Annotated in this window: 27 protein-coding genes; 13 read left to right on the plus strand and 14 right to left on the minus strand. The window is 66.4% G+C overall.

The features are described 5' to 3' along the window. Window positions 1-132: 132 nt before the first annotated feature. The gene (gene ndk / locus P7B02_RS12395; RefSeq protein WP_277786648.1) at window positions 133-552 is read right to left on the minus strand and encodes a nucleoside-diphosphate kinase; all 420 of its coding nucleotides are present in this window, start codon (window positions 550-552) and stop codon (window positions 133-135) included. Window positions 553-647: 95 nt separating this feature from the next. Between ndk and P7B02_RS12400 the strand changes: the two genes are divergently transcribed. After that, on the plus strand, window positions 648-2,531 hold the full coding sequence (locus P7B02_RS12400) for an ABC-F family ATP-binding cassette domain-containing protein (protein WP_277786649.1): 1,884 nt from the start codon (window positions 648-650) through the stop codon (window positions 2,529-2,531). A 16-nt stretch (window positions 2,532-2,547) separates the two neighbouring features. Here the strand turns inward: P7B02_RS12400 and P7B02_RS12405 are convergent, their stop codons facing one another. Genes P7B02_RS12405 through P7B02_RS12415 form a run of 3 tightly spaced genes read right to left on the minus strand, consistent with a single transcriptional unit; the run spans window position 2,548 to window position 4,827 of the window. After that, window positions 2,548-2,886 carry a peptidase inhibitor I78 gene (locus P7B02_RS12405; RefSeq protein ID WP_277786650.1) on the minus strand — a complete coding sequence of 113 codons (339 nt, stop codon included), beginning with the start codon at window positions 2,884-2,886 and terminating at the stop codon, window positions 2,548-2,550. Next, window positions 2,883-3,341 (minus strand): DNA polymerase III subunit chi, encoded by a 459-nt coding sequence (locus tag P7B02_RS12410; RefSeq protein ID WP_277786651.1) that lies wholly within the window; start codon window positions 3,339-3,341, stop codon window positions 2,883-2,885. The genes P7B02_RS12405 and P7B02_RS12410 overlap by 4 nt, the downstream gene beginning before the upstream one ends. A gap of 22 nt (window positions 3,342-3,363) precedes the next feature. Then, the gene (locus tag P7B02_RS12415; protein ID WP_277786652.1) at window positions 3,364-4,827 is read right to left on the minus strand and encodes a leucyl aminopeptidase; all 1,464 of its coding nucleotides are present in this window, start codon (window positions 4,825-4,827) and stop codon (window positions 3,364-3,366) included. A 152-nt stretch (window positions 4,828-4,979) separates the two neighbouring features. Between P7B02_RS12415 and lptF the strand changes: the two genes are divergently transcribed. The 6 genes from lptF to rsmA all read left to right on the plus strand — a co-directional run bounded on the left by lptF (window position 4,980) and on the right by rsmA (window position 12,768). Continuing rightward, a complete protein-coding gene (lptF, locus tag P7B02_RS12420; RefSeq protein WP_277786653.1) occupies window positions 4,980-6,125 on the plus strand; it encodes an LPS export ABC transporter permease LptF in 1,146 nt (381 codons plus the stop codon). Then, window positions 6,122-7,225, plus strand: coding sequence for an LPS export ABC transporter permease LptG (gene lptG, locus P7B02_RS12425; protein WP_277786654.1), 1,104 nt, complete (start codon window positions 6,122-6,124; stop codon window positions 7,223-7,225). Before lptF ends, lptG begins: the two co-directional genes overlap by 4 nt. 49 nt (window positions 7,226-7,274) lie before the next feature. Next, window positions 7,275-9,560 (plus strand): LPS-assembly protein LptD, encoded by a 2,286-nt coding sequence (locus tag P7B02_RS12430; protein WP_277786655.1) that lies wholly within the window; start codon window positions 7,275-7,277, stop codon window positions 9,558-9,560. A gap of 72 nt (window positions 9,561-9,632) precedes the next feature. Then, the gene (locus tag P7B02_RS12435; protein WP_277786656.1) at window positions 9,633-10,943 is read left to right on the plus strand and encodes a peptidylprolyl isomerase; all 1,311 of its coding nucleotides are present in this window, start codon (window positions 9,633-9,635) and stop codon (window positions 10,941-10,943) included. Continuing rightward, window positions 10,940-11,944: a 4-hydroxythreonine-4-phosphate dehydrogenase PdxA gene (pdxA, locus tag P7B02_RS12440; RefSeq protein ID WP_277786657.1), complete on the plus strand. Its 1,005-nt coding sequence runs from the start codon at window positions 10,940-10,942 to the stop codon at window positions 11,942-11,944. The genes P7B02_RS12435 and pdxA overlap by 4 nt, the downstream gene beginning before the upstream one ends. Continuing rightward, window positions 11,941-12,768, plus strand: a complete 828-nt coding sequence (gene rsmA / locus P7B02_RS12445; RefSeq protein WP_277786658.1) for a 16S rRNA (adenine(1518)-N(6)/adenine(1519)-N(6))-dimethyltransferase RsmA — start codon at window positions 11,941-11,943, stop codon at window positions 12,766-12,768. Before pdxA ends, rsmA begins: the two co-directional genes overlap by 4 nt. Here rsmA and P7B02_RS12450 read toward each other — a convergent pair. Beyond that, entirely contained in the window at window positions 12,765-13,151 is a 387-nt protein-coding gene (locus P7B02_RS12450) for a MerR family transcriptional regulator (protein WP_277786659.1), read from the minus strand. The two genes, rsmA and P7B02_RS12450, sit on opposite strands and share 4 nt — an antisense overlap. A 71-nt stretch (window positions 13,152-13,222) precedes the next feature. Between P7B02_RS12450 and P7B02_RS12455 the strand changes: the two genes are divergently transcribed. After that, a complete protein-coding gene (locus P7B02_RS12455; RefSeq protein WP_277786660.1) occupies window positions 13,223-13,969 on the plus strand; it encodes a glutaredoxin family protein in 747 nt (248 codons plus the stop codon). On the opposite strand, the gene gmk is transcribed toward P7B02_RS12455, so the two are convergent. The 7 genes from gmk to fabD form a co-directional block, all read right to left on the minus strand. Beyond that, complete coding sequence (gmk, locus tag P7B02_RS12460; protein ID WP_277786661.1) at window positions 13,966-14,613, minus strand: guanylate kinase; 648 nt, start codon at window positions 14,611-14,613, stop codon at window positions 13,966-13,968. The two genes, P7B02_RS12455 and gmk, sit on opposite strands and share 4 nt — an antisense overlap. After that, window positions 14,603-15,469 (minus strand): YicC/YloC family endoribonuclease, encoded by an 867-nt coding sequence (locus P7B02_RS12465; protein WP_277786662.1) that lies wholly within the window; start codon window positions 15,467-15,469, stop codon window positions 14,603-14,605. Before P7B02_RS12465 ends, gmk begins: the two co-directional genes overlap by 11 nt. 8 nt (window positions 15,470-15,477) lie before the next feature. Beyond that, window positions 15,478-16,539 carry an endolytic transglycosylase MltG gene (gene mltG / locus P7B02_RS12470; protein ID WP_431355811.1) on the minus strand — a complete coding sequence of 354 codons (1,062 nt, stop codon included), beginning with the start codon at window positions 16,537-16,539 and terminating at the stop codon, window positions 15,478-15,480. Then, window positions 16,536-17,819 (minus strand): beta-ketoacyl-ACP synthase II, encoded by a 1,284-nt coding sequence (gene fabF, locus P7B02_RS12475; RefSeq protein ID WP_277786663.1) that lies wholly within the window; start codon window positions 17,817-17,819, stop codon window positions 16,536-16,538. The genes mltG and fabF overlap by 4 nt, the downstream gene beginning before the upstream one ends. A gap of 134 nt (window positions 17,820-17,953) precedes the next feature. Then, window positions 17,954-18,193, minus strand: coding sequence for an acyl carrier protein (locus P7B02_RS12480; RefSeq protein WP_277786664.1), 240 nt, complete (start codon window positions 18,191-18,193; stop codon window positions 17,954-17,956). A gap of 124 nt (window positions 18,194-18,317) precedes the next feature. Beyond that, window positions 18,318-19,058 (minus strand): 3-oxoacyl-[acyl-carrier-protein] reductase, encoded by a 741-nt coding sequence (fabG, locus tag P7B02_RS12485; RefSeq protein WP_277786665.1) that lies wholly within the window; start codon window positions 19,056-19,058, stop codon window positions 18,318-18,320. An 11-nt stretch (window positions 19,059-19,069) separates the two neighbouring features. Beyond that, window positions 19,070-20,014 carry an ACP S-malonyltransferase gene (fabD, locus tag P7B02_RS12490; RefSeq protein WP_277786666.1) on the minus strand — a complete coding sequence of 315 codons (945 nt, stop codon included), beginning with the start codon at window positions 20,012-20,014 and terminating at the stop codon, window positions 19,070-19,072. Between the two features lie 122 nt (window positions 20,015-20,136). Here fabD and P7B02_RS12495 point away from each other — a divergent pair, with 122 nt between their 5' ends. Further along, window positions 20,137-20,667, plus strand: a complete 531-nt coding sequence (locus P7B02_RS12495; RefSeq protein WP_277786667.1) for a peroxiredoxin — start codon at window positions 20,137-20,139, stop codon at window positions 20,665-20,667. A 3-nt stretch (window positions 20,668-20,670) separates the two neighbouring features. Here P7B02_RS12495 and P7B02_RS12500 read toward each other — a convergent pair whose 3' ends face one another. Next, window positions 20,671-21,321: a hypothetical protein gene (locus tag P7B02_RS12500; RefSeq protein ID WP_277786668.1), complete on the minus strand. Its 651-nt coding sequence runs from the start codon at window positions 21,319-21,321 to the stop codon at window positions 20,671-20,673. A 31-nt stretch (window positions 21,322-21,352) separates the two neighbouring features. After that, entirely contained in the window at window positions 21,353-21,835 is a 483-nt protein-coding gene (locus tag P7B02_RS12505; RefSeq protein WP_277786669.1) for a DUF2059 domain-containing protein, read from the minus strand. A 279-nt stretch (window positions 21,836-22,114) separates the two neighbouring features. Between P7B02_RS12505 and rpsF the strand changes: the two genes are divergently transcribed. The 4 genes from rpsF (at window position 22,115) to P7B02_RS12525 (ending at window position 26,332) form a co-directional block, all read left to right on the plus strand. Next, window positions 22,115-22,480, plus strand: a complete 366-nt coding sequence (rpsF, locus tag P7B02_RS12510; protein WP_277786670.1) for a 30S ribosomal protein S6 — start codon at window positions 22,115-22,117, stop codon at window positions 22,478-22,480. Window positions 22,481-22,494: 14 nt separating this feature from the next. Continuing rightward, entirely contained in the window at window positions 22,495-22,773 is a 279-nt protein-coding gene (gene rpsR / locus P7B02_RS12515) for a 30S ribosomal protein S18 (protein ID WP_277786671.1), read from the plus strand. Window positions 22,774-22,786: 13 nt separating this feature from the next. Further along, window positions 22,787-23,365: a 50S ribosomal protein L9 gene (gene rplI / locus P7B02_RS12520; RefSeq protein WP_277786672.1), complete on the plus strand. Its 579-nt coding sequence runs from the start codon at window positions 22,787-22,789 to the stop codon at window positions 23,363-23,365. Between the two features lie 414 nt (window positions 23,366-23,779). Then, window positions 23,780-26,332 (plus strand): TonB-dependent receptor plug domain-containing protein, encoded by a 2,553-nt coding sequence (locus tag P7B02_RS12525; RefSeq protein WP_277786673.1) that lies wholly within the window; start codon window positions 23,780-23,782, stop codon window positions 26,330-26,332. Window positions 26,333-26,378 lie beyond the last annotated feature (46 nt).

Raw genomic sequence — 26,378 nt, forward strand, 5'->3', positions numbered from 1 at the left:
GGAGAGGACTCCTTCTTGCGGGGGATGTCCTTCCAACGGGACCGCCTGCGTCGGGGTTCCGACATGCGCCCATAAGAAAACGGCCGGGACGTCGCCGCCCCGGCCGTTCAAAAGCTCAAGCTTGCCCGAAGCTTAGCCGACGATCTGGTCGTCGGTGAAGAACTGGGCGATCTCGATCTTGGCGTTGTCCAGGCTGTCCGAGCCGTGGACCGAGTTTTCGCCGATCGACAGGGCGAACAGCTTGCGGATGGTGCCTTCGGCCGCTTGTTCCGGGTTGGTGGCGCCCATGACTTCGCGGTAGCGGGCCACGGCGTTCTCGCCTTCCAGAACCTGGACGACGACCGGCTCAGCGGTCATCTGGCCGACCAGTTCGCCGTAGAACGGACGCTCGGCGTGAACTTCGTAGAACTTCTTGGCTTGCGCCTCGGTCAGGTGGACGCGGCGCTGGGCGACGATGCGCAGGCCGGCCTTTTCGATCACGGCGTTGATCTCGCCGGTCAGGTTGCGACGCGTGGCGTCCGGCTTGATGATCGAGAAAGTGCGTTCGGTCATTTTCCGAAATCTCGTTAGTTGAGTTGTGGATTGGGAGGTTGCGGGCTTATAGCGGCGGGCCGCGCCCGCGCCAACCTCCCTCGGCTATCAGTTTAATGCTTCAGATCAACGACCTCACTTTCGACGCCTGGGGGCGGCGGTTCTTCGAGAACGCCACCGTCATGATCCCGCCGGGCGCCAAGGTCGGTCTGGTCGGCCGCAACGGCGTGGGCAAGTCGACCCTGTTCAAGCTGATCCAGGGGCAATTGACGCCGGGCGGCGGCGAAATCGCCTTGCCGCGCAACGCCCGCCTGACCTCGGTGGACCAGGAGCACCCGGCCACGCCGATCACGCTGATCGACACCGTCCTGGCCGCCGACGAGGAACGTGAGACCCTCACCCGCCGCCTGGAGACCGCGCCGCCGGAAGAGCTGGGCGAAATCTACGGCCGCCTGATCGAGATCGACGCCGATGCGGCGCCAAGCCGCGCCGCTGAAATCCTCATCGGCCTCGGCTTCACCCAGGCCGACCTGACTCGGACCATGGCCGAATTCTCGGGCGGCTGGCGGATGCGTGTCGCCCTGGCGGCGGCGCTGTTCTCCGAGCCGGACGTCATGTTGCTCGACGAACCGACCAACTATCTCGATCTGGAAGGCGCGCTGTGGCTTGAGCAGCGGCTGAAGAAGTATCCGCACACCGCCCTGGTCATCAGCCACGACCGCGAACTGCTGAACAACTCGGTGGGCTACATCCTGCACCTGCGCGACGGCAAGCTGGAGCTCTACACCGGCGGTTACGACGACTATGAAAGCCGCCGCGCCGAGAAGGAGCGCCTTCAGGAGGCGAACCGCGTCAAGATCGAAGCCCAGCGCGCCCACCTGCAGTCTTTCGTCGACCGCTTCCGCGCCAAGGCGTCCAAGGCCACCCAGGCCCAGTCACGCCTGAAGATGATCGCCAAGCTGCCGCCGGTCAGCGCGGTGAAGGGCGAACACGTCGCTCCCTTCACCCTGCCATCGCCGCAACGCCCCCTGCCCCCGCCGCTGATCCGGCTGGAGAAGGCCAATGTGGGCTATGGCGACCACGTGGTGCTGCGCAATCTGAACCTGCGCATGGACCTGGACGACCGGATCGGCCTGTTGGGCGTTAACGGGGCCGGCAAGTCGACCTTCGCCAAGCTGATCGCCGGCGCGCTCGAAGTGAAGAGCGGCGAATTCCATCGCGACCGGAAGATGAAGGTAGGCTGGTTCCACCAGCATCAGATCGAAGCGCTCGATCCCACCGACACGCCGCTGGAGATCATCCGCCGCGCCATGCCCGAAGCGTCGGAAAGCAGCCGCCGCTCGCGTCTGGCCCAGTTCGGCCTCGGTTTCGACAAGCAAGACACCACCGTCGCCAATCTGTCGGGCGGCGAGCGGGCCCGCCTGCTGCTGAACCTTGTGGCGATGGAGGCTCCGCACATGCTGATCCTCGACGAACCGACCAACCACCTGGACATCGACAGCCGCCGCGCCCTGCTGGACGCCCTCAACGACTATGAGGGCGCTGTGATCCTGATCACCCACGACCGCTCGCTGATGGAGCTGGTGGCTGACCGCCTGTGGCTAGCCGCCGACGGCACGGTGAAGCCGTTCGACGGCGACATGGAGGATTACGCCAAGTATGTGATGGAGCGCGCCCGCGCCGCCCTGCGCGCCCCGCGTCAGGTGGAGGAGCAGGCGGCCCCCTCCGCGCCGCCACCCCCGCCCGCGCCACGCATCAATCCGGCTCAGGCCGGCCCTCTGAAGCGCAAGCTGGAGGCCGCCGAGATCACCCTGACGCGCGTCACCAAGCAGTTGGCCGAGATCGACGAGGTGCTCGCCGATCCGCAGATCTATGTGAAGGACGCCGCCAAGGCCGCTGAACTGGGCAAGAAGCGCGAGAAGATCCAGGGCCAGGTCGATGACGCCGAAGCCGTCTGGATGGACCTGGCCGAGCAACTGGCGGCGATCGAGAACGCCTAGCGCCGGGTGAAGTGCGTCAGCCGCACTTCACTTCCTTGATCACACCGGTATCGGCGTCGAACAGGATATTCACTCGGTCCTCGCGGAAATCCATGGTGACCGGGCACGTGGTGCAGGTCACGCGGCGACGTGAAGGATCGTTAGGGACCGGGATCTCGGTCTTTTTCTTGCCGATCAGGTACTGCAGCTCGTCCGCGCCGCAGGTGTCCTTCGGCTTGGGCGGGGGCGGCGGCAGGATTGCGTCGGCCGGCGCGGTCGGCGTTTCCGGCGGCGGCGGCGGAGCCGGCTCGGGCGTGGTGGTGCAGGCCGCGGCCAGCACGAAGGCCGCCGTCGTCGCCAAGATGATCCGCTTCATGCCTGCTTCTCCCAGCCTCTTTCCGCGCCCTGCCGCCAGTAGGACACGGGGTGTCCCGCGTCCTTGAAACCCTTCCACCGCCCGCGCGCCGTCGCCAGGGCCGCATCGTCGCGGCCGTCGAACAACAGGATGCAGCGGGCGTGGCCGGAAAGGTCTCCCGGCTCGGCGCCATCCAGCAGGAACAACGCCTCCGCGCCGTTCGGGTTGTCCAGCTTGTTGCTCAACAGCACCGGCTGACGCTCGGCGAACGGTTCGTGATCGGTCCCATGGCCGATGAAGCTGTCCTCGCGCCAGCTCCATAGCCAGCCGTCCAGGTGCTCGACCCGGTCCGCATCCGGCGTGCGGACCAGGGCCTTCCAGCCGCGCTGCAGGGTCTTTTCCAGCAGCTCGGGCAACACCTGATCAAGGGTGCTGCGCTCGAGGTGGTAGAACCAGACTTCGCACGGCTGGGCCATGGGGCTCCTCTTCGCCGGAAGCTTAGCCTTCGTACTTGTCGGCGACCATGCGGTTCAGCAGGCGCACGCCGAAGCCGACGCCGCCATCCGGGATGGTCGGGTTTGTCGAGGGCTTCTTCCAGGCCACGCCGGCGATATCCAGGTGCGCCCACGGCAGGCCGTTGACGTACTTCTGCAGGAACAGGGCGGCGGTGGCCGAGCCCGCCGGACGGCCGCCGACGTTCTTCATGTCGGCGATCGGGCTTTCGATCTGCTTCTCGTAGGCGGCCGGCAGCGGCATGCGCCACAGCAGCTCGTTCTCCGCCTCGCCGGCGGCCAGCAGGTTGGCCGACAGTTCGTCGTTGTTGCTGAACAGCCCGGCGTAGTCATTGCCCAGGGCGATGATGATCGCGCCGGTCAGGGTGGCCAGATCGACCATGAACTGCGGCTTGAAGCGGTCCTGGCAGTACCAGAGGGCGTCGGCCAGCACGAGGCGGCCTTCGGCGTCGGTGTTGATGACTTCGATGGTCTGGCCCGACATGGAGGTGACCACGTCACCCGGGCGCTGGGCGTTCCCGTCCGGCATGTTCTCGACCAGGCCGAGAATGCCGACCGCGTTCACCTTGGCCTTGCGGCCCGCCAGCACGTGCATGAGGCCGGCCACGGCGGCCGCGCCGCCCATGTCCCACTTCATGTCTTCCATGCCATCGGCGGGCTTCAGGCTGATGCCGCCGGTGTCGAAGCAAACGCCCTTGCCGACGAAGGCCACGGGCTGAGCGTCGCCGCCGCCCTTCCACTGAACCACGACCAGCTGGCTTTCGCGGCGGCTGCCCTGGCCCACGCCCAGCAGGCTGCCCATGCCCAGCTTGCTCATCTCGGCCTCGCCGAGAATCTCGACCGTCAGGCCAAGCTTCTCCAGGCCCTTCACGCGGGCGGCGAACTCTTCCGGGTGCAGGATGTTGGCCGGCTCGGAAACCAGATCGCGGCTGAAGATCACCGCGTCAGCCAGGGCGGACAACGGCTCGAACGCCTTCTGGGCCGCGGCGACATCGGCGGTCTCGATCTTCACCACCTCGATGGAGGGCTTTTTCTCGGCCTTTTCGGTCGTGCGGTAGCGGTCGAAGCGGTAGGCGGCCAGGCTGGCGCCGAAAGCGGCCTTGGCGGCGGCCTCGGCGTCGCCGCCGGTGCGGATCACAAGTTCCTTGGCGCCGCTGGCGCTGACGGCCTTGTAGGCTTGGGCGGCGAGGTTCTCGGCGTCACCCGGAGCAGCGCCGGCGCCGACCAGCAGCAGCCGGCCGGCCTCGACGCCCGACGGGGCCAGCAGCTCGACCGTCTGCCCCTTGCCGCCCGTGAAGCGACCCGCGGCCACGGCGCGAGCGAGCGCCCCGCCGGTCTGGGCGTCAAGCGCCTGCGCCTCGGCAGACAACGCGCCGCCTTCGAAGGCCACGGCGGCGATGACGCTCGCGCCGGTGACAGCCGTGTTGAGGGGCGCAAACTCGATCCGCATCGGAAACTCCTGCTCGCAGACGAAGACTGGATGTCTCGCGGCATAGTCCAAGCCGCACAGCAAGGAAAGCGATGCAGTTGTCTCCGCGCTGCGGCGGCGTATAGAACGGTCCTTCCCATTGCGGGACAGAACAGCAAAAGCCGCCCCGCCACATGCGTCTAATCGAGCGCTATCTCTTCCGTCAGTTGCTCGGACCCCTGGTCCTGGCGGCGACGGCGCTCACGGGCGTCGCCGTGCTCAGCCAGAGTCTGCGCGGACTCGACATCATCGTGGAGCAAGGCCAGACGGCGCTTTTGTTCGCGGGCCTCACCGCCCTGGCCCTGCCGCAGCTGTTCAATCTGATCCTGCCGGTGGCGGTGTTCGTGGGCGCGCTGGTCTCCCTGAACCGCCTGCACACCGAACAGGAGATCGTCGTCTGCTTCGCTGGCGGCATGAGTCGGTGGCGGGTGATCTCGCCGGCGATCCGCATTTCGATCTTCGCGGCGATCCTCGCCCTGGTGCTGAACCTGTGGGTCCAGCCCTGGGCCCAGCGGACCATGCGCGAGATTCTGTTTTCCGTTCAGGGCGACCTGGTCACCACCCTGGTGCGCGAAGGTGAGTTCTCGGAGCCGTCTCCCGGCCTGACGGTCTATGCCCGCCAGGTCGACCGCGACGGCCTGATCCACGACCTGTTCGTGCATCAGCAGAAGGACAATGGCGGCTCCGTCACCTACACCGCCCGCGAAGGCCGGCTGGGCAAGCTGGATCAGACGCCGGTCCTGATCATGCGTCAGGGCTCGAACCAGGAGTTCTCGCCTGACGGCGTGCTGAACTACCTGTCCTTTGACGAGTACACCTTCGACCTGCGCGGCTTCCTCGATCGCGACAGCCTGGTCCATTACAAGATCTCGGACCGCTATCTGCACGAGCTGTTCTTCCCCGACCTGCAGCAGGCCTGGGAGCAGCGAAACCGAGACAAGATGTTGGCGGAGGCTCACTTCCGCCTGTCCTCGCCGCTCTACAACATCGCCTTCATGATGATGGCCCTGGCGGCGGTGATCGCCGGGTCGTTCAACCGCGCCGGCTATGGCAAACGGATCGCCTTGGTGGCGGCGGGCGCATCGCTGGGCCGCATCATCGGCTTCGCTGTTCAGGCCGCCTGCGCCGACGAGCCTCTGCTGAACATCGTGCAGTACCTGATCCCGCTGATGATGATCGCCTGGGCGACGCAGCAGCTGTTCCGCCAGCGCGTCCGCCGCTTCATCTCCATCGAGCACCATCGAGGCTCCCGCAACCTGTTCGGCGAGGCCTCCACATGATCCTGACCGGACGGATCGAGCGCTACGTCCTGACCCGGACGTTGAAGGCGCTTGGGGTGGCGACCGCCATCTTCGCGGCCGTCGTGCTGCTGATCGACTTCGTGGACGTCTCGCGGGAGGTCGGCACGCGCACCGACGTCAACTTCCTGCAGATGGTCGGCCTGACCCTGCTGCGCGCGCCGGCGACGATCCTGGTTCTGACGCCCTTCGTCTTCCTGTTCGGGACGCTCGGCGCCTTCGTGGGCCTGAACCGGCGCAGCGAGCTGGTGGCCATGCGGGCAGCCGGCATCTCCGCCTGGCGGTTCATTCTGCCGGCAGCGGCGGCCGCTTTCGTCATCGGCGTGCTGACCGTCACCACGCTGAACCCCGGCGCGGCCATGCTGGCCGGCAAGTTTGAAGACATTCGCTCGCAGTTGATGGACAACTACCTCAACACCGCGCCCAAGCCGAACTGGCTGCGCCAGGGCGACGCCGACACCCAGGTGGTGATCCGCGCCCGGTCCCGCGAGCGGGAGGACGGCGCCATGGTCCTGCGGGGGGTGTCGTTGTTCATCTACAGCCGCGATCGCGAGGGCGTGATGCGCTTCACCCGCCGCGTTGAGGCCGAGCGCGCCCAGCTAATGCCCGGTTACTGGCAGCTCAACAACGTGCGCGAGGCGACGCCGGGCGCCGGCTCCATCCGCTCGGAGAACCTCACCATTCCGTCGACGCTGGACCCTGCCCAGGCGGCCCTGCGGTTCGGCACGCCGCAAGCGGTGGCCTTCTGGCGACTGCCCAAGACGATCATCGAGACGAAGCGCGCCGGCTTCTCGACCACGCCCTATGAACTGCGCCTGCACCAATTGCTGGCGACGCCGCTGCTTTTCGCGGCCATGTCGGTTCTCGCAGCCGCCTTTTCGCTGCGCCTGATGCGCCTCGGCGGCTTGGCCGGGCTCGCCGGATCGGGCGTCGCCCTTGGTTTCGCCTTCTTCTTCTTCAACGAAGTGTGCGGCGCGATGGGGCGGGCGGGAATCATCCCACCCTTCGCGGCGGCCTGGACACCCCCGGCCCTGGCGCTTCTGGCGGGCGTCATTCTGCTTTCTTATACCGAGGACGGTTGAGTTCGTGGCCCCGTTGCACCAAGAGTCCGCCCGTGGAGGATGGGTCCATATGAGTTCCAGCCAGAAGGCGCTGCTTGGCGGCGCGGCCGCGTTCGCGCTTCTGATCGCCGGCGGGTCCGCAGGCGCACAGACGCTCACGCCCCTGCCCGAGCCTGCGCCGGCTCCCGCCCCCGTCACGGACGGCCTGGGCGAGGACGGATTCTACCTGGAGGCCGACATGGTCATCCGGGACGATAAGAACGACACCATCACCGCCCGAGGTCAGGTGGAGGCCCGCCGCAACGGCCGCACCCTGCGCGCTGAGGAGGTCGTCTATAATCAGGGCACCAAGATCGTCACGGCCAAGGGCAACATCGTCCTGGTCAATGCCGACGGCTCCACCCAGTTCGCCGACGAACTGACCCTGGATGAGGACATGTCGGCCGGTTTCGCGCGCGGGTTCTCCATGCGCTCGGAGCCGAACATCAAGATCGCCGCGGACGCAGCGATCCGCCGCAACGAGAACGTCAACGAGCTGTCCCGCGCGGTCTACACGCCCTGCCCGGTCTGCGCCGAAGAAGGGGGCGACGGGTCGCCGACCTGGCAGATCAAGGCGTCCAAGGTCGTTCAGGACAAGACCAAGCAGCTCGTCTACTACCAGAACGCCGTCATCGAGATGTGGGGCGTTCCGGTCGCCTACCTGCCGGTGTTCTGGCACGCCGACCCGCAGGCTGGCCGCCGCTCCGGCTTCCTGCCGCCCAAGATCGAAGTCACGCGCCGCCGCGGCTTCTCGTACGAGCAGCCCTACCTTCAGGTCCTTTCGCCGTCTTCGGAAGTGGTCCTCAGCCCGCAGTTCAATGCGGATGTGAACCCGTTCCTGAACCTGACCTACCGCAAGCGCTTCTACTCCGGTTATCTGGAAGCCCGCGCCGGCTACACCTACGAACGTGACATCGACGGCAACGGCGAGCGGTTCGGCGAACGGACCCATCGCAGCTATCTGCTGGCCAAGGGCAAGTTCGAGATCGACGACAAGTGGGACTGGGGCTTCGCCGCCGAGCGCACCTCGGATGACTTCCTGTTCGACAACTACAGCGTCGACAGCGTCTACGAACAGCGCGCCCTGTTCACGCCGGATGACCGCCGGCTGATGTCGCAGATCTACGCGATCCGTCAGGATTCGCGCTCCTACCTGTCCATCGCCGCCGTCAGCGTCCAGGGCTTGCGGCTTGAGGACAACAACCGGACCTTCCCGACGGTCGCCCCGCTGGTTGAGGCGCGCTGGGAGCCGGAAAGCGCCGTGTTGGGCGGTCGTCTGCGGGTCCGCGCCAGCGGCGTGGTGCTGAACCGCGACCAAGCTCCAACCACCACCATTCTTCCGACGCCGGAAAATCCCCGTCCCGCCGGCGTCGACAGCCGTCGCGCCACCGGGGAGGCCAGCTGGCGCCGCGACTTCACCCTGACCAGCGGCATCCGCGTGTCGCCCTTCGTGCAGACGCGCTTTGACACCTACAATGTCTCGGACCTGCCCGGCGTGTCGGGCTCCGACACCATCACCCGTGGCCTCGGCGTTGTCGGCGCCGACATCAGCTGGCCGTTCTTCAAGCGTCTCGAGAACGGCTCCATCGTCCTGGAGCCGGTGGCGCAGGTCGCCATCTCGCCGGACAGCGACCTGGATCCGCGCATTCCGAACGAAGACAGCCTCGCTTTCGAATTCGACGAGAACAACCTGTTCCGCGCCAACAAGTCGCCCGGTTTCGACCTCTACGAAGGCGGCCAGCGTTTGAACGCCGGCGGACGCGCCCGGATTTCGATGGATGACGGGCGCGAAGCGACCCTGCTGGTCGGCCGCAGCTTCCGCACGGAACGCGACGATCTGTTCCCGCCCCGCACCGGCCTGCAGCACAAGGCGTCGGACTGGGTGGTTTCGGCCAGCGCCAAGCCGGTTCCGGGCGTTTCGCTGTTCACCCGTTCGCGCCTGGACAACGACACCTTCGCGATCCGGCGATTGGAGGCCGGCGCTGACGTCAGCCACAAGCGTGGCTACACGGTCGTCCGCTACCTGCGCGACGCGCTGGACATCAACGGCTTGGAGCAAGAGAACTTCGACGTTTACAGCGAGTTCTTCGCCACCAAGAAGTGGGGCGTCTCTTTCGTCGGCTCCCGTGATGTGGAGAATGGCGAGTGGCGCCGCCGCGACATCGGACTGGTCTGGCGCGACGATTGCCTGCGCATCGACGTGATCTATCAACGCGAGAACCAGTACGTGAATACGCCGGAGGGTGTGAAATTTCGCCCCAACGACTCCGTACAACTGCGCCTAACGCTCGCCACATTGGGCGATACAGGCTACTAGCCACTTCGAATATTCCGGGCCCGCGCCCGAACGAGAGGAACGACAACATCCATGCGGTTGGCGCGTAGTGTGATGAGCCTGACGTTGGCGGCGGCTTCGGTGCTCGCCCTGAACGTCGCGGCGGCTTCCGCTCAGGAACAGGCGGCCGCTCCGGCCCCGGCGGAGGCGGCCCCTCAGGCTCCCCAGCCCCTGGCCGAGAGCATCGCCGCCATCGTCAATGACGATCTGGTGTCTACCTATGACCTGATGCAGCGCATGCGCCTGCTGATGGTGACCTCTGGCGTGCAGCCCACCCAGGAGACCCTGCCGCAGCTGCAGGCCGAGGCCATGCGCTCGCTGGTCGACGAACGGCTGCAGATCCAGGAACTCCGTCGGATCGAGAAGCAGAACAAGACCGAGATCATCGCCACGGACAAGGAGGTCGATCAGGAGATCGCCGACGTCGCCCGCGGCAACAACATCTCGTCCGAACAGCTTCTGGCCTCGCTGTCGGCGCAGGGCGTCGGCGCGCAGACATTCCGCGAACAGCTCCGCGCCGAGCAGAGCTGGCAGAACTACATCTCCGGCCGCTATGGCTCGCGCCTGCGCATCGGCGAAGACCAGATCTCCGCCTTCCAGCAGCGCCTGGCCGAAGCGACCAGCAAGCCGCAGTACCAAGTCGGGGAGGTCTTCCTCGACGCCGCCCGCGTCGGCGGCATGGACGTGGCCATGAACGGCGCCGCCCAGCTCGTCGCCCAGATGCAGCAGGGAGCGCCCTTCCCGGCCGTCGCCCGCCAGTTCTCCGCCGCCGCCACGGCCGCCAACGGCGGCGACGCCGGCTGGGTTTCGGCCGGGGAGATGCCGCCGGAAGTGGACGCCGCCCTGGCGACCCTGCGTCCAGGCCAGCTCTCCGCGCCGATCCCGGTCAAGGACGGCGTCTACATCATCTTCCTGCGCAACAAGCGCTCCGGCGCCGACTCGCTGATGGTCGACCTGAAGCAGGCGGCCGTGACCCTGCCCGCCGACGCGCCGGAATCGGAGGTCGCCGCCGCCAACGCCAAGCTCAACGAGCTGCGTGGTCAGGTGAACAGCTGCTCCGCACTGGAGCCGGCCGCCGCCGCCATGGACGGCGTCATCGCCGGCGATCTGGGCGAAGCCGAGATCAAGGACCTGGCGCCCGCCTTCCAGGAAGCGGCCCGCACGCTTCAGGTCGGTCAGCTGTCGGCCCCGATCCGCACCGACGCCGGCCTGCACATCGTGGCGGTCTGCGGCAAGAAGCAGGGCGGCCAGAACGCCCCGTCGCACGACCAGATCGAGAATCGCCTGCGCGGCCAGCAGCTGTCGCTGATCTCCAAGCGCACCCTGCGCGATCTGCGCAATTCGGCGACGATCGAGACCCGTTGATCACCAAGCCGCTCGCGCTCTCTCTTGGCGATCCCGCCGGCGTAGGCCCCGAGATCGTCGCCAAGGCGTGGGCGGAGCTTCGCAACAGCGGTCCCGCCTTCATGGTTGTGGGCGACGCCCAATCGCTGCGCGCAGCTTCCGGCGCGCCGCCGGTGCGCGCCGTCACCGGTCCCGGCCAGGCGCTGGAGGTCTTTTCACAGGCCCTGCCTGTCTTGGACCTTCCCTTGCAGACCGCCGTTGTCGCGGGACGGCCTGACAGCGCCCACGCCTCGGCCATCATCCGCTGGATCGAGACGGCGGCGGGCCTGGCTCTCTCCGGACAGGTCAGGGGTGTGGTCACCGCCCCCATCGCCAAGGCGCCATTATACGAGGCCGGCTTCAAGTTTCCTGGCCACACCGAATTCCTCGCCGAATTGACGGCGGGCGCGCCTCTCAACGGCCCGCGCGGTCCGGTGATGATGCTGACGGCGGGCGACCTGAGGGTCAGCTTGGTGACCATCCACACGCCCATCGCCGCTGTGCCGGCCGCCCTGAGCGTCGAGCAGATCGTCTCCATCGCCCGCGTGACGGCCCAGGCCCTGAAAGACGATTTCGGGATCGAAACGCCACGCCTCGCCGTGGCCGGCCTCAACCCCCATGCGGGCGAGGACGGCGGCATTGGTCGCGAGGAGATCGAAATCATCGCCCCGGCGGTGAAGGCGTTGCGCGAATACGGCATCGACGCGCGCGGCCCATCCCCCGCCGACACGCTGTTTCACGCCGAGGCGCGCCAGCGCTACGACGCCGTGATCTGCATGTATCATGATCAGGCCCTGATCCCGGTGAAGATGCTGGATTTCTGGGGCGGGGTGAACGTCACTCTGGGCCTGCCCATCGTCCGCACCTCACCCGATCACGGCACGGCCTTCGACATCGCCGGGCGCGGCGTGGCGCGGGCCGACAGCCTGATCCAGGCGATCCATCTGGCCGACCAGATCGCCGTCCGACGGAGCGCGGCATGAGCGTCGCCGACCTGCCGCCTCTGCGCGAAACCCTGACCGAGCATGGTCTGATGGCCAAGAAGAGCTTCGGCCAGCACTTCCTGCTCGACCTGAACGTCACCCGGAAGATCGTCCGCCTGGGCGGCATCGGCGAAGGCGACGTGGTGATCGAGGTCGGTCCCGGTCCCGGCGGCCTGACCCGCGCCCTGCTTGAGACCGGCGCCCGCGTCATCGCGGTGGAGAAGGACGCCCGCTTCCTGCCTCTGCTAGGCGAGCTTTCCGACGCCGCCGACGGCCGCCTGGATGTGGTCGAGGCTGACGCTACGACAGTTGACGAAGCCGCCCTCCTGGCCGCGCGCGGACTTGGTCCGGTGGCGAAGATCGCCTCCAACCTGCCGTACAACGTCGGCACGCCGTTGCTGATCAAATGGCTGACGGGCGCCTTCCGCCCCGCCTCCATGACGCTGATGTTCCAGAAGGAAGTGGCCGACCGCGTGGCGGCGGAAGCTGGATCAGACGCCTACGGCCGTCTGGGCGTCATCTCGCAGGCCGTGTGCGACGCCCGGGTGGTCATGGACCTGCCGGCCCGCGCCTTCACCCCGCCGCCCAAGGTGGCTTCGGCCGTGGTGCAGTTGGTCCCGCTGGCGACGCCGCCTGCTCCGGCTCTGCTGTCGGCGCTGGAGAAGGTGACGGCCGCCGCCTTTGGCCAGCGCCGGAAGATGCTGCGCTCCAGTCTCAAGAGCCTGGGCGGCGCCGAGCTCTGCGAACGGGCCGGGATCGAGCCGGACGCCCGAGCGGAAACCATCGACGTGGACGGCTTCCTGCGCTTGGCCGCCGCGCTCTAGCCCCCTTCAAAGGCGGTGATGATCGGGCATGGCCCGTCCGTCGCCGCACAGTCCCTGGCCAAGCGCTTCAGCGCATCGCGCGCGGATTTCAGCTCGGCGATCTTGGCGTCCAGGGCGGCGATGCGGCTCTGGGCCAAGGCCCTCGCCCGCTCTCGATCCTCACCCGCATCCAGGGCCAGCAGTTCCGCCACCTGATCCAGGGTGAAGCCCGCGGCCTGGGCCGAGCGGATGAACAGCAGACGCCGACGCTCCTCGTCGCCATAGCGCCGGACGCCGCTTCCGCCATCCGGCGTCGGAAGCAGTCCACGACGCTGATAGTAGCGGATGGTCTCCACCCCCACGCCACCCTCGCGGGCCAGTCCTGAGATCGTCGTCGCGGCCATGCTTGACTCCGTACCACGGTACGGACCGTACATGGGACGGGTCCGTTGACCCGCAAGTGGAGACAAGCCCCATGTCGACCCGCAACGCCGTTCTCTACCGCATGGTCATGAAGGATCATGTGTGCCCCTACGGTCTGAAGGCGCTGCATCTGCTGCGGAGCAAGGGCTTCACGGTTGACGACCGCTGGCTGACCACCCGTGCGGAGACCGACGCCTTCAAGGCCGAGCACGAGGTGAAGACCACGCCTCAGAGCTTCATCGATGGGGTCAGGATCGGCGGCTACGACGATCTGCGTCGCCATTTCGGGCGAAAGATCCGCGATCCCAAGGCGCTGACCTATACACCTGTACTGGCGCTGTTCGCGGTGACGGCCCTGATGGCCATGGGCGCCAGCTACGCCGTCGCGGGCTCTCCCCTGACGATCCGCGCCGCTGAATGGTTCATCGGCTTCAGCATGTGCGTGCTGGCGATCCAGAAGCTGCGGAACGTGGAGAGCTTCTCCAGCATGTTCCTGAACTACGACCTGCTGGCCAAGCGATGGGTGCCTTACGGCTACATCTACCCGTTCGCGGAAGGCCTGGCCGGGGTGCTGATGATCGCCGGCGCTCTGACCTGGCTCTCCGCCCCCATCGCCCTGTTCATCGGCGGCGTTGGCGCGGTGTCGGTGTTCAAGGCGGTCTATATCGACAAGCGCGAGCTGAAATGCGCGTGCGTAGGCGGCGACAGCAATGTGCCGCTGGGCTTCATCTCGCTGACCGAGAACGTGATGATGGTCGCCATGGCCGTCTGGATGCTGGCCATGCCGCACGCCGGCTAGGGCAGCGGTTCGTCCAGCAGGTTCTGGATGAAGTCTTCGATCCACACACCGCGCGAACGCTTCAGACGCTCGGCGTGATAGACGTGCGCCAGGTCCGAATAGGCCCGGTCGAAGTCGTCGTTCAGCAGGACGTAGTCGAAGGCCTGCCAGTTGGCGATCTCGGTCTTGGCCCGCGCGATGCGGCGGCGGATCGTCTCGTCGCTATCGGTGGAGCGGGTGTGCAGGCGGCGGTTCATCTCGGCGATGGACGGCGGCAGGATGTAGACCATCACGCAATCGGCGCGGGCCTGTTCGCAGACCTGGAAGGCGCCTTGGTCGTCGATGTCGAACAGGACGCTCTCGCCACGGGCCAGGGCTTCCTCGATCGGCGCACGGGGGCTGCCGTACTTGTTGCCATGAACCTCCGCCCATTCGAGGAAGGCGTTCTTCGAGACCATATCGTCGAAGGTCTCGTGGCTGACGAAGTGATAGTCGCGCCCCTCGTGCTCGCCGGCGCGCGGCTCGCGCGTGGTGGCGCTGATCGACAGGTGCAGGTCGGAATGGTCGGAGACCAGACGGCGGGTCAGCGAGGTCTTGCCGACGCCGGACGGCGCCACGACCATCATCATCAGGCCGCGGGTGGGATGGTTCTGGCTATTCGACATTCTGGACCTGCTCGCGGAACTGATCGACCGTGGCCTTGAGGTCCAGGCCGATGGCGGTCAAGGCCGTGCTGCCCGACTTCGAGCACAGCGTGTTGGATTCGCGCATGAACTCCTGGGTCAGGAAGTCCAGCTTTCGGCCGACGGCGCCGTCGCCGGTCAGCAGAGTGCGGGCGGAGGCGATGTGGCCCGCCAGACGGTCCAGCTCCTCGCGCACGTCGGCGCGTAGAGCCAAGGCCGCGGCCTCCTGCAGGATCTTCTCCTCGGAGACGTTGTCGCCCAGCAGTTCGGCCATGCGCTTGGCCAGCTTGTCCTTCAGAGCGGCGGGCTGGACAGCAGCCTCCTTCTCGGCGGAGGCGACCAGCGCCTCGATCCGATCGACCAGTCCGGTGAGAACCGGCGTCAAGGCCCTGCCCTCCTCGCCCCGCGCGGCCTTCAAACCGTCCAGGGCCACCGCCAGAGACGCGGCCATGGCCTGCTCGATGGCGGCCTTGGCCTCGGCGTCCTCGCCTTCCTCCGCGCTCTCAAGCACGCCCTTGAGCGCCAGCAGACCGTCCAGACGCGGCTTCTCGGCCAAGCCGGTGGCCACATAGGGCTGACCGGCGGAGAGGTAGCGCTCCAGCTGGGCGATGTTGACGCTGATCTGGCCCGCGGCGTCCGCCTGCTTGGCGGTGACGCCAATGGTCACCTGGCCGCGCTGGAACCGCGCCTGACTGCCTTCGCGCGCAGCCCGGTCCAGGGCGTCGAAACCCGGAGGCCCACGGAATCGGGTCTCAAGATTGCGGCCGTTCACCGAGCGGGCTTCCACGGCCCAGGTCCAGGCGCCGAGCGCGCCTTCGGCCCGGGCGAAACCAGTCATGCCGCTGATCATTGCGCAGCCCTTTCGCGCTCGATGCGCCGCCACTTCTCGACGTTGCGCAAATGCTCGTCATAGGTCGCCGCGAAGACGTGCCCGCCCGTGCCGTCGGCCACGAAGAACAATGCGTCCGACCTGGGCGGATTCAGCACGGCGGCGATGGCCGCGCGGCCCGGATTGGCGATCGGGGTCGGCGGCAGGCCGGCGATCCGATAGGTGTTGTATGGGGTGTCGCTGGCGACTTCAGAGGCGCGCAGGCCACGCCCCAGGGGCCTTCCCTTGGTCAGGCCGTAGATGATCGTGGGGTCGCTCTCCAGCCGCATGCCCTTGCGCAGGCGGTTGACGAACACCGCGGCGACCTGCGGACGCTCCGAAGCGATCCCAGTCTCCTTTTCGACGATGGAGGCCAGGGTGATCGCTTCCTGCTGGGTCGTGAACGGCAGCCCCGGCTGACGCTGCTCCCAGAGGGTCGCCATCAGTTCGCCGTGGGCGGTCATCATCCTCTGCAGGACGGCGGCGCGGTCTTCGCCGCGCTGAATGTCGTAGGTTTCCGGCAGGACGGAGCCTTCCGGCGGGGTCGGTGCGACGCCGGTCAGGGCCGGCTGGGCGTTCAGGATGTCGACGACCATCTCGGCCGTCATGCCCTCGGGGATCGTCACCTGACGGCGGACGATGCGGCCGTCGCGGATAGCTTGCAAGATCGAGGACATGGACGCGCCGGAGGCGAACTCATACTCGCCCGCCTTCAGCGAACGGGACCCGCCCGTGAACTGGGCGGCTGTCAGAAAGATAGCGCTGGAGCGGACCACGCCCTCTTGCTCGAGCGTCCGGGCGATCGATGACAGGCCAGCGCCCTTGCGCAGCACCACCGTCGTCACCTCACCCGATTTCGCCTTCGGGCCGGGGCCGGCATAGATCCAAAGGCCGGCGGCGGCGATCAGCAGCGCGACCAGGACCAGGGCGCCGAGGGCTGCCCCGCCCCTGACCGCAACAGCGCGGTTCCTGGGAAGCGGGCGCGGCTTGCCGGGGCGGGACTTGCCCGCCCGCTTCTTCGCGGCGGGACGTCGGCTCACGAGACCCGTCGGAACACGACCGAGGCGTTGGTGCCGCCAAAGCCGAAGCTGTTGGACACAGCCACGTCGATCTTCATCGGCTTGGCCTTGTTCGGCACGAGATCCATTTTCGTATCGACGGCGGGATTGTCGAGATTGATGGTCGGCGGCGCCACCTGGTCGCGGATAGCGAGGATCGAGAAGATCGCCTCGATGGCCCCGGCGGCGCCCAGCAAGTGCCCGGTCATGGACTTGGTCGAAGACATGGCCACGTTTGCCGCATGATCGCCCAGCAGGCGCTCCACCGCCCCGGCCTCGATGCCGTCGGCCATGGTCGAGGTGCCATGGGCGTTGATGTAGTTCACATCGCTCGCCTGGATGCCGGCGCTCTTCAGCGCGGCCTTCATGGCGCGGTAGCCGCCGTCGCCGTCCTCGGACGGAGCGGTGATGTGATAGGCGTCCCCCGACAGGCCATAGCCGATCACCTCGGCGTAGATCTTCGCGCCGCGCGCCTTGGCGTGCTCATACTCTTCCAGCACGACAATGCCGGCGCCTTCGCCCATGACGAAGCCGTCGCGGTCCTTGTCATAGGGACGCGAAGCCTTCTGCGGCGTGTCGTTGAATTCCGTGGACATGGCGCGGCAGGCAATGAAGCCGGCGATGCCGATCGGGCAGATGGCGGCTTCCGCGCCGCCGGCCACCATCACGTCCGCATCGCCGTTGCGGATCAGGCGCATGGCGTCGCCGATGGCGTGCGCCCCGGTGGCGCATGCGGTGACCACCGCGTGGTTCGGGCCCTTGAAGCCATAGCGGATCGAGACTTGGCCAGAGATCAGGTTGATCAGAGCCGACGGGATGAAGAACGGGCTGACCTTGCGCGGGCCGCGCTCCTTCAGTTCGATGGCCGTGTCAGCGATGGTCGCCAGGCCGCCGATGCCGGAGCCGATCATGACCCCGATGCGCTCCTTCAGGTCCTCGTCCTCGACCGCTTCGAGGCCGGCGTCCTTCACCGCTTCGTCAGCGGCGGCGATGCCGTACAGGATGAAATCGTCGACGCGGCGCTGATCCTTGGGGCTCAGCGTCTTGTCCGGGTCGAAGGAGCCGGGCACGTCCGCGCCGCCGCCGCCACGTCCATCGACGCGCGGGACCTCGCAGGCCACCTGGCAAGCATAGTCGGTCGTATCGAAGGCCGTGATCTTACCGGCGCCGGACTTGCCTGCGACGATGCCTTCCCAGCTCAGTTCAACGCCCTGGCCCAGAGGGGTCAGAAGACCCATTCCCGTGACGACAACCCTACGCATGCTTCAAAACTCCCAACCCTGTTGATTGGCCGACCCAAAGAAATCGCGGGCCGAAACGAAAACCGCCGCGCTGCGCCGGACAATGCCCGATGCAGCGCGGCGGCGAAACGACGGTCGCGAGACCGACAGGCTCCTTACGAGCCGGTCTTCTCGGCGATGAACTTCACGGCGTCGCCAACGGTCTGAATGTGCTCAGCCGCGTCGTCCGGGATTTCGATGTCGAATTCTTCTTCGAAGGCCATGACCAGCTCGACGTTGTCGAGGGAGTCAGCGCCCAGGTCGTCGATGAAGCTGGCCTTCTCGGTGACCTTTTCCGGATCGGCGTCGAGGTGCTCGATGACGATCTTACGGACGCGCTCGAGAATGTCGGACATATAAGTTCTAGTCCCTCTAGTGACTGTTTAGGACGTGGCGAAAGGCTGGGAGGCCATACGCCACGGGAATCTTCGGGGCACTCGCTATCACGTTCCTTTCGGGGTGACTAGCAAAGCCCTCGACTTAGATCATCGCCATGCCGCCGTTGACGTGCAGGGTCTGACCGGTGACGTAGGCCGCCTCGTCGCTCGCCAGATACACGCAGGCGGCGGCGATGTCGCCCCCCTGGCCGAGACGGCCAGCGGGGATCGAGCTCATGATGGTGGCCTTCTGCTGCTCGTTCAAGGCGTCGGTCATCGGGCTTTCGATGAAACCGGGCGCCACGCAGTTGATGGTCACGCCGCGGCTGGCCACTTCCTGAGCGGCCGCCTTGGAGAAGCCGATCATGCCGGCCTTGGACGCGGCATAGTTGGCCTGCCCGGGGTTGCCGGTCACGCCGACCACCGAAGTGATGCCGATGATGCGGCCGTTGCGGCGCTTCATCATGCCCTTCATGGCGGCGCGGGAGAGGCGGAAATAGCTCTCCAGGTTCACCTTCAGGACCGTCTCCCAGTCCTCGTCCTTCATGCGCAGCAGCAGGCCGTCGCGGGTGATCCCCGCATTGGCGACCAGGATGTCCACCGGTGTGCCGGCGGCTTCTTCGGCGGCGCCGATCAGGCCGTCCACGGCGGCGGGATCAGACAGGTTGGCGGCGACGGTGCTGGTGCGTTCGCCCAACTCCCCGGCCAGGGCCGTCAGGGCTTCCTGACGGGTGCCGGAGAGCACGACGTGCGCGCCGGCGGCATGCAGGGCGCGGGCGATGGCCCCGCCGATGCCGCCCGTGGCGCCCGTGACCAGGGCGGTCTTGCCGGAAAGATCGAACATTCTGTGTGTCCTCAGAGGGATTGGGCGAAGGCTTCGAGATCAGCCGGCGTGTTGAGCGGAACGGCTTCGGCGTCCGGGGCGATCCGCTTGGCCATGCCGGACAGCACCTTTCCGGCGCCAGCCTCGGCGAAACGGGTCACGCCGCCCTCGCCGGCCAGCCACAGCATCGATTCGCGCCAACGAACGCGGCCGGTGACCTGTTCGACGAGCAGACGGCGAATCTCTTCCGGGTCATGCACCGGACGGGCGGTGACATTGGCCACCAGCGGCGCGCGCGGCGCAGCGATCGTGGCGGCGGCCAGCGCTTGAGCCATTTCGTCGGCGGCGGGCTGCATCAGCGGGCAATGGAAAGGCGCGGAGACATTCAGCGGGATAGCCCGCGCGCCCAGCTCCTTGGCCTTCTCGATGGCGCGGTCCACAGCCGCCTTGGCGCCGCTGATGACCACATTGCCCTGGTTGTTGTCGTTGGCCACGACGCAGACGCCCAGTTCGGCGCCCGCCGCGGCAGCTTCCTCGGCCAGGGCGACGTCGGTCTTGGGGCCGATCAGGGAGGCCATGGCCCCCTCGCCCACCGGCACGGCGCGCTGCATGGCCTGACCACGGAGCTTCAGCAGACGCGCGGTGTCGGCGATGCTGATCGCCCCGGCCGCGGCCAGGGCGGAGTATTCGCCCAGGCTGTGGCCGGCCACGAAGGCGGCTTTGTCGATCCCGACGCCGAACTCACGTTCCAGCGTGCGCATGACCGCCAGGCTGACGGCCATGAGAGCCGGCTGGGCGTTCTCGGTCAGGGTCAGGGCCCCTTCGGGACCTTCACGCATCAGTTTGGACAGCGACTGGCCCAGCGCCTCGTCGATTTCCTGAAAGACTTCCCGCGCCGCGCCGAACGCGTCGACCAGTTCTGCGCCCATGCCAACGGCCTGGCTGCCTTGTCCGGGGAAGATGAAGGCGATGCTCATGGGCCTCGCTCCTTATGGAATCCGGCCGGGAGGGTTAGGGTAAAGCGGTCCTTGGGGCAAGTTTCGACGGATTTCCACCAGCCGACAGCCGCGCTAGGTTGAGCTTTCCTAGGAGGAAATCCATGAAACGCCTGCTCGCCTACGCCGCGCTGATCACCGCCGTCGCCAGCCCCGCCTTCGCCGCCCTGCCCGTGGGCGCCAAGGCTCCCGATTTCACCGCCGACGGCGCACTGGCCGGCAAGCCGTTCAAGTTCCACTTGGCGAACGCCCTCAAGAAGGGCCCGGTCGTGCTGTACTTCTTCCCCTCGGCCTTCACCAAGGGCTGCACGATCGAAGCGCACGAGTTCGCGGAGGCCGCCGACGACTTCAGCAAGGCCGGCGCGACCCTGATCGGCGTCACCGCCGGCAACACCGACCGTCTGGCGGATTTCTCCAAGGAAGCCTGCCGCGACAAGTTCCCGGTGGCGGCGGTCAGCAAGGACACCATCAAGGCCTATGACGCCGTGCTGGCGCTGAAGCCGGACCTGTCGGACCGCACCTCCTACGTGATCGGCAAGAACGGCAAGGTCGCCTTCGTCCACAGCGACATGAACCCCGTGGATCACATCAAGCTGACCCTGAAGGCCGCGCAGGATCTGAAGGCCAAGAAGTAGGGCCTACCAGTCGACCTTGAGCAGGCGCATGACGACTCGCTGATCCGGCGGGCCGTCATTGCGTTCCTGGGTGCTCAGAATGAACTCCGCCGGCAGCTGCAGCGGGCGCGTGAAACTGACGGCGACCCGCTCCTCGCCGCGATTCCCCGCCCCTATGGCGAAAGAGCCCACCGGACGACCGCCGAGGGTCAGGGCAGATGAAATGTCGGCGCGGCCGACAGCCTCCCCGCCCGGCGCCATGGGCTGCAGCGCATTCATGTCCATGGACAGGCGCAGGAAATTGGCCGACGGCACAAGGCCGAACCCCATCCGGCGCCCCATGGACGAACGCAGCGCCGCCTCGGTTTCATTCCAGCTGGCCCCGAACGACAGGGACTGGGTCTCATCGCGGGTGTAGCTGGTCCGCTCCGTCACCCGGAAATCGAGGCCGTAGGTCGCCGAGTCGGGGTTGCCGTTCACCTTGGCCGTGAATGAGGCGTCCCCGCCCATAACGCGCGACATATCGAGGGTCTGGGCGGCCGAATAGCCGGTCAGGTCGCCATTGGCGGCGGACACGGAAAGCGCGGGCTTCTGCGACAGGACGCCGGCCGAAGCCGCCGCGCCGATCAACGACGCCGCAAGCCCCAAACCCAAGCTGCGTAAAGCCCTGCCCATGAACCGCCTCTAGCACACGAAGGCTCTAAGGTCAGCTTCCGGTGGGCGGATTCGTCGTCTGCAGCGCCTTGCAGTCAATTTTTGAGCAGAGGCGCTCCAACATGTCCGACTGCATCTGGGGCATGATGTCCGACATGATCTTTCCCATGGCTGGGCCCATCTTAGGCAGCTTGCCGGTGATCGATCGGCCCGTCGGGCTTTCGTAAAAGACGACAAGCGCCTCAAGCTCCTGCTCGGTGAAGACATCCGCCATCACCGGCACATAGGCGTCGAGGATCTTCGGCATCATCGCGGCGGTGCTCTCAGCCGCAGTCTCCATCACGATCTGCTGCTGCTCGCGGGACATGTTCGGATGTCTTTTGACCATGCCGTCGATCATGGCGGGCAGCATGCCCTTCATCATCGCGTCCATGGTCTTGTCCATGTCCAGCGCGGCGACGTAACGGCGGGCCAACTCAAGCGACCGCGGCGACGCGGGCGCCTGGGCGGCGGACGGCATGGCCGCGGCGAGCATGACGCAGGCTGCGGCGATGGATAGAATGCGTTTCATGAGGCCCCTCGAGTCGAATTCGACCGAGAGTTGAACCCGAGCGCATTCTCAGCCGCAACTGCTGAGAAAACTTGCATTTCCGACCTTCCCCGTGTAGATGCGCGCGTTCTCACGGAAGGCGGTCTTTCGCAGGGCTCCGGTTCACCGGGGTCGGGATACTCCCCCAGCTCGCGCAGGATCCATCGTTTCCGACGGACTTCCGCCGTCGGACGCGCCGCCTTCCAAACCCGGAAGAAGGAAACCATGGCTCTTTACGAACACGTGGTCATCGCTCGGCAAGACATCTCGCCGCAGCAGGCCGAAGCCCTGAACGACCAGCTCAAGGCTCTTATCGAAGAACAAGGCGGCTCGATCGCCAAGATCGAGTACTGGGGTCTTCGCAACCTCACCTACCGCATCAAGAAGAACCGCAAGGGTCACTATTCCCTGCTCGCCATCGACGCTCCGGCGGCGGCGGTGAAGGAAATGGAACGCCAGCTGTCTCTGAACGAAGACGTGCTGCGCACCCTGACCGTCCGCGTCGAGGAACTCGACCTGGAACTGTCCCCGGTTCTGGCTCGCCGCGACCGCGACCGTGAACGTCGCGACGACTACGCGCCGCAAGCTTAAGGGAGATTGAGATCATGACCGATACGACCGCTCCCGAAACGGGTGCAGCCGCCGCTCCGGCCGCTGGCGCCCGCCGCCCGTTCTTCCGCCGCCGCAAGGTGTGCCCGTTCTCCGGCGCCAACGCTCCGAAGATCGACTACAAGGACGTGAAGCTGCTGCAGCGTTACGTCTCTGAACGCGGCAAGATCGTGCCGTCGCGCATCACCGCGGTGTCGGCCAAGAAGCAACGCGAACTGGCCAAGGCCATCAAGCGCGCCCGCTTTCTGGCTCTGCTCCCCTACGTCGTGAAGTAAGGGAGACGCCACGATGAAAGTCATTCTGCTCGAACGCGTCGAAGGCTGGGGTTCGCTCGGCGACACGGTGACGGTGAAGGACGGCTACGCCCGTAACTTCCTGCTGCCGCGCCAGAAGGCCCTGCGCGCCACTTCGGCCAACCAAAAGGTTTTCGACGCCCAGCGCGCCGAAATCGAAAAGCGCAACGCCGCCAACCGCGACACCGCCTCCAAGGCCGGTGAAGCTCTGGACGGCGCCTCGTACGTGATGATCCGTTCGGCTGGTGAAACCGGCCAGCTGTACGGCTCGGTCTCCGGCCGCGACGTCGCTGACGCCGTGAACGCCGAAGGCGGCAAGATCGAACGTTCGATGGTCGTGCTGGACAAGCCGATCAAGACGCTCGGCGTCCACGAAGTGAAGGTGAAGCTCCACGCGGAAGTCACCATCACCGTGAAGCTGAATATCGCGCGCAGCCAGGACGAAGCTGACCGCCAAGAGCGCGGCGAGAACGTCATCGCCTCGCAATTCGAAGAAGAACGCGCCGCGGCTGACGAAGCCGCCGCCGACCTCCTCGAAGGCGGCGCCGGCCAGCAGGAAGGCGAATACGCCTAACCCTTGCTGCAGCAAGCGAACTGAGAACGGCGCGGGTCCTGCCCGCGCCGTTTTTCGTTTTCAGCCCTCAAGCGCAGATTGGCGCCTAGGAATGATGCGCGATCCATTCCAAGCGTGCTGAAAAACAACGCTATCCATGCCTTTGTGACATTTTCCGCAAAGGCGCCCATGCGGAAATTCTCGCCCCATCCGCAACCCATGTTCTCCTGAACTTCGGGAGGCGTACCCCCGCTGCTGCAGCCGCGGGACCTTGTTCCAGGAAGTGTTCGTACCGCTCCACGGCGCGAAGACGCCGAGGGCCCAGTTGTTTTGTTGGGTTTGGGGTTTCGAGGTCCGCACGGCACACGCCGCGCCGAAACCCCGCAAGCGTGCGTGAAACTGCAAGAGCAGAGGGGGTTCATAGTGCGAAATTCAATGCTTCGTGTCGGCCTGCTGGCCGGCATCTCGACGGCTGCTGTCTTGTCCATGGCTTCGGCCGCCCTGGCCCAAAGCGACGTGATCGAAGAAGTCGTCGTCACCGGTTCGCGCGGCAAGCCGCGGACGGTCCAGGATTCACCTGTCCCGATCGATTCCTTCAGCGCCGAAGACATCAAGGCGACCGGCTTCTCCGACACCAACGACGTGCTGAAGACCCTGGTGCCGTCCTACACTATCGCGCGTCAGCCGATCTCCGACGGCGCCACCTTCATCCGCCCGGCCTCGCTGCGTGGTCTGTCGACCGACAAGACGCTGATGCTGATCAACTCCAAGCGGCGCCATCGGGCGGCCCTGGTGACCATCGGCGGCGACGGTTCGCAAGCGGCCGACGCCGCCACCATCCCGTCCACGGCCTTGAAGTCAGTGGAAGTTCTGCGCGACGGCGCCGGCGCCCAGTACGGTTCGGACGCCATCGCTGGCGTGATCAACTTCATCCTCAAGGACGACGCCGAAGGCGGCATGCTCGTCGCCCAGGCCGGCCAGTACTACGAGAAGGACGGTGAAGGCATTCTGGTAGCCGGCAACATCGGCATGCCGCTGACCGAGAACGGCTTCGTCAACCTGTCCTTCGAATACACCACAGACCAACCGACTTCGCGTGGCCGCCAGTACTGCAACGTCGGCATTCCCAACGTGCCCACCGGCTTCTGCGTCGACACCTACGCCGCCAGCAATCCGGTCTTCGCCGCCAACGTGAAGCGCCCCGTCGTGCAGAAGTGGGGACAACCGGAATCGGAAGCCATCCGCGGCTTCCTGAACTCGGGCCTCGAACTGAGCGGCGGCTCCAAGCTCTATCTCTTCGCCAACTACTCGAAGAGCCACGCCAAGGAAGACTTCAACTACCGCTTCCCGGCCATGGGCCAGGCCCAGCTCGACAACCCGATCCGCCTGCAGGACGGCTCGATCTTCCGCTTCGCCACGTACTGGCCGGGCGGCTTCACGCCCCAGTTCTTCGGCGACGTCACCGACTACAGCGTCACCGGCGGCTGGAAAGGCGATTTCACGGACAAGCTCAGCTACGATTTCAGTGGTCGCTTCGGCTACAACAAGATCGCCTACAAGCTGACCGACACCATGAACCCGTCGATGGGTCCGGCCTCGCCGGAGGAATTCCATCCGGGCGACCTGATCTCGCAGGAAGCGGCCGTCAATGCCGACTTCGTCTACGAGCTGGGCGGCTTCACGCCCGAGCCAATCTCGGTGGCCTTCGGCGGCGAATACCGCAAGGAGACCTACAAGATCATCACCGGCGACGTGCCGTCCTATCAGGCCGGTCGCTGGTCGGTGGCCGATCCGTTCGACTTCTGCACCAACGAAACGGCCGTCGCGTCCCGCACCCTGCGCCCAACCGCGCCGCAGAACATGGGCATCAATTGCGCCGTGGCTAACGATCCGGTCTACACCTCGCTGGCCGTGGGCTCGAACGGCTTCCCCGGCTACTCCCCGGATTATTCGGGCAAGCTGTCGCGTGACAGCTATGGCGTCTATGTCGACGCCTCCACCGACCTGACCGAGCAGTTGTTCGTCCAGGCGTCCGTGCGCGCGGAGGATTTCTCGGACTTCGGTTCGACCCTCGACGGCAAGGTCGCGGCGATGTTCAAGATCACCCCGACCTTCGGCCTGCGCGGCTCGGTCGGTTCCGGCTTCCGGGCGCCGACGCCTGGCCAGTTGTTCACGACCAACGTGTCCACCCGCGTCGAGAACGGCCTGACCATCGCCTCGGGCTTGTTCCCGGCCAGCAACGCGGTGTCTCAGTTCCTGGGCGCCGAGGAGCTCGGTCCCGAGAAGTCGACCAACTTCTCGCTCGGCTTCACCGCCACGCTGTTCGACGGCCTGAACCTGACGGTCGACGCCTACTACATCAAGATCAAGGACATGTTCTACGCGGTGACCCCGATCACCGTGACGCCGGCGATCCGCACCCAGCTCATCGCCGCCGGCGTGCCCGGCGCCGACACCATCGGCCAGGTGCAGTTCTTCCAAAACGCCTTCGACAGCTCGATCCGCGGCCTCGATGTGGTGGCGACCTATCGGTTCAACTGGGAGAACGGCCAGTCCACAAACCTGATGGGCAGCTTCAACTACAACAAGCCGAAGGTGGACAAGGTCGCGGCCTTCTTCGACGGCGAGTACGTCCACGACTACGAGAACGCCACCGCCCGCTGGCGCGGCGCCCTGACCGCCACCCATTCGATGGGCAAGTTCACCCTGATGGGCCGGGCCAACGTCTGGGGCCCGTACAAGAACATGTTCAGCGTCGCCAACCCGATCGTCCAGAAATGGGATCCGGTCATCCAGGTCGACACTGAGGCGAGCTACGACGTCACGGAGAACTATCGCCTGACGCTCGGCGCCCGGAACATCTTCGACAAGTACCCTGACCCGGACAGGACCGGCGAGTCCGGCACCAACGGCCGCATCTACCGTTCCGACACCCTCGTCGACTGGCAAGGCGGCTTCTACTACGCGAAGTTCACCGCCACCTTCTAAGGTGGACAAGCGATAGAACTAAGGAAGGCCGGGCGGTCGAAAGTCG

Origin of the sequence: Caulobacter segnis (genome assembly GCF_029543125.1) — a bacterium.
In the GTDB taxonomy this organism is placed as follows: domain Bacteria; phylum Pseudomonadota; class Alphaproteobacteria; order Caulobacterales; family Caulobacteraceae; genus Caulobacter; species Caulobacter segnis_D.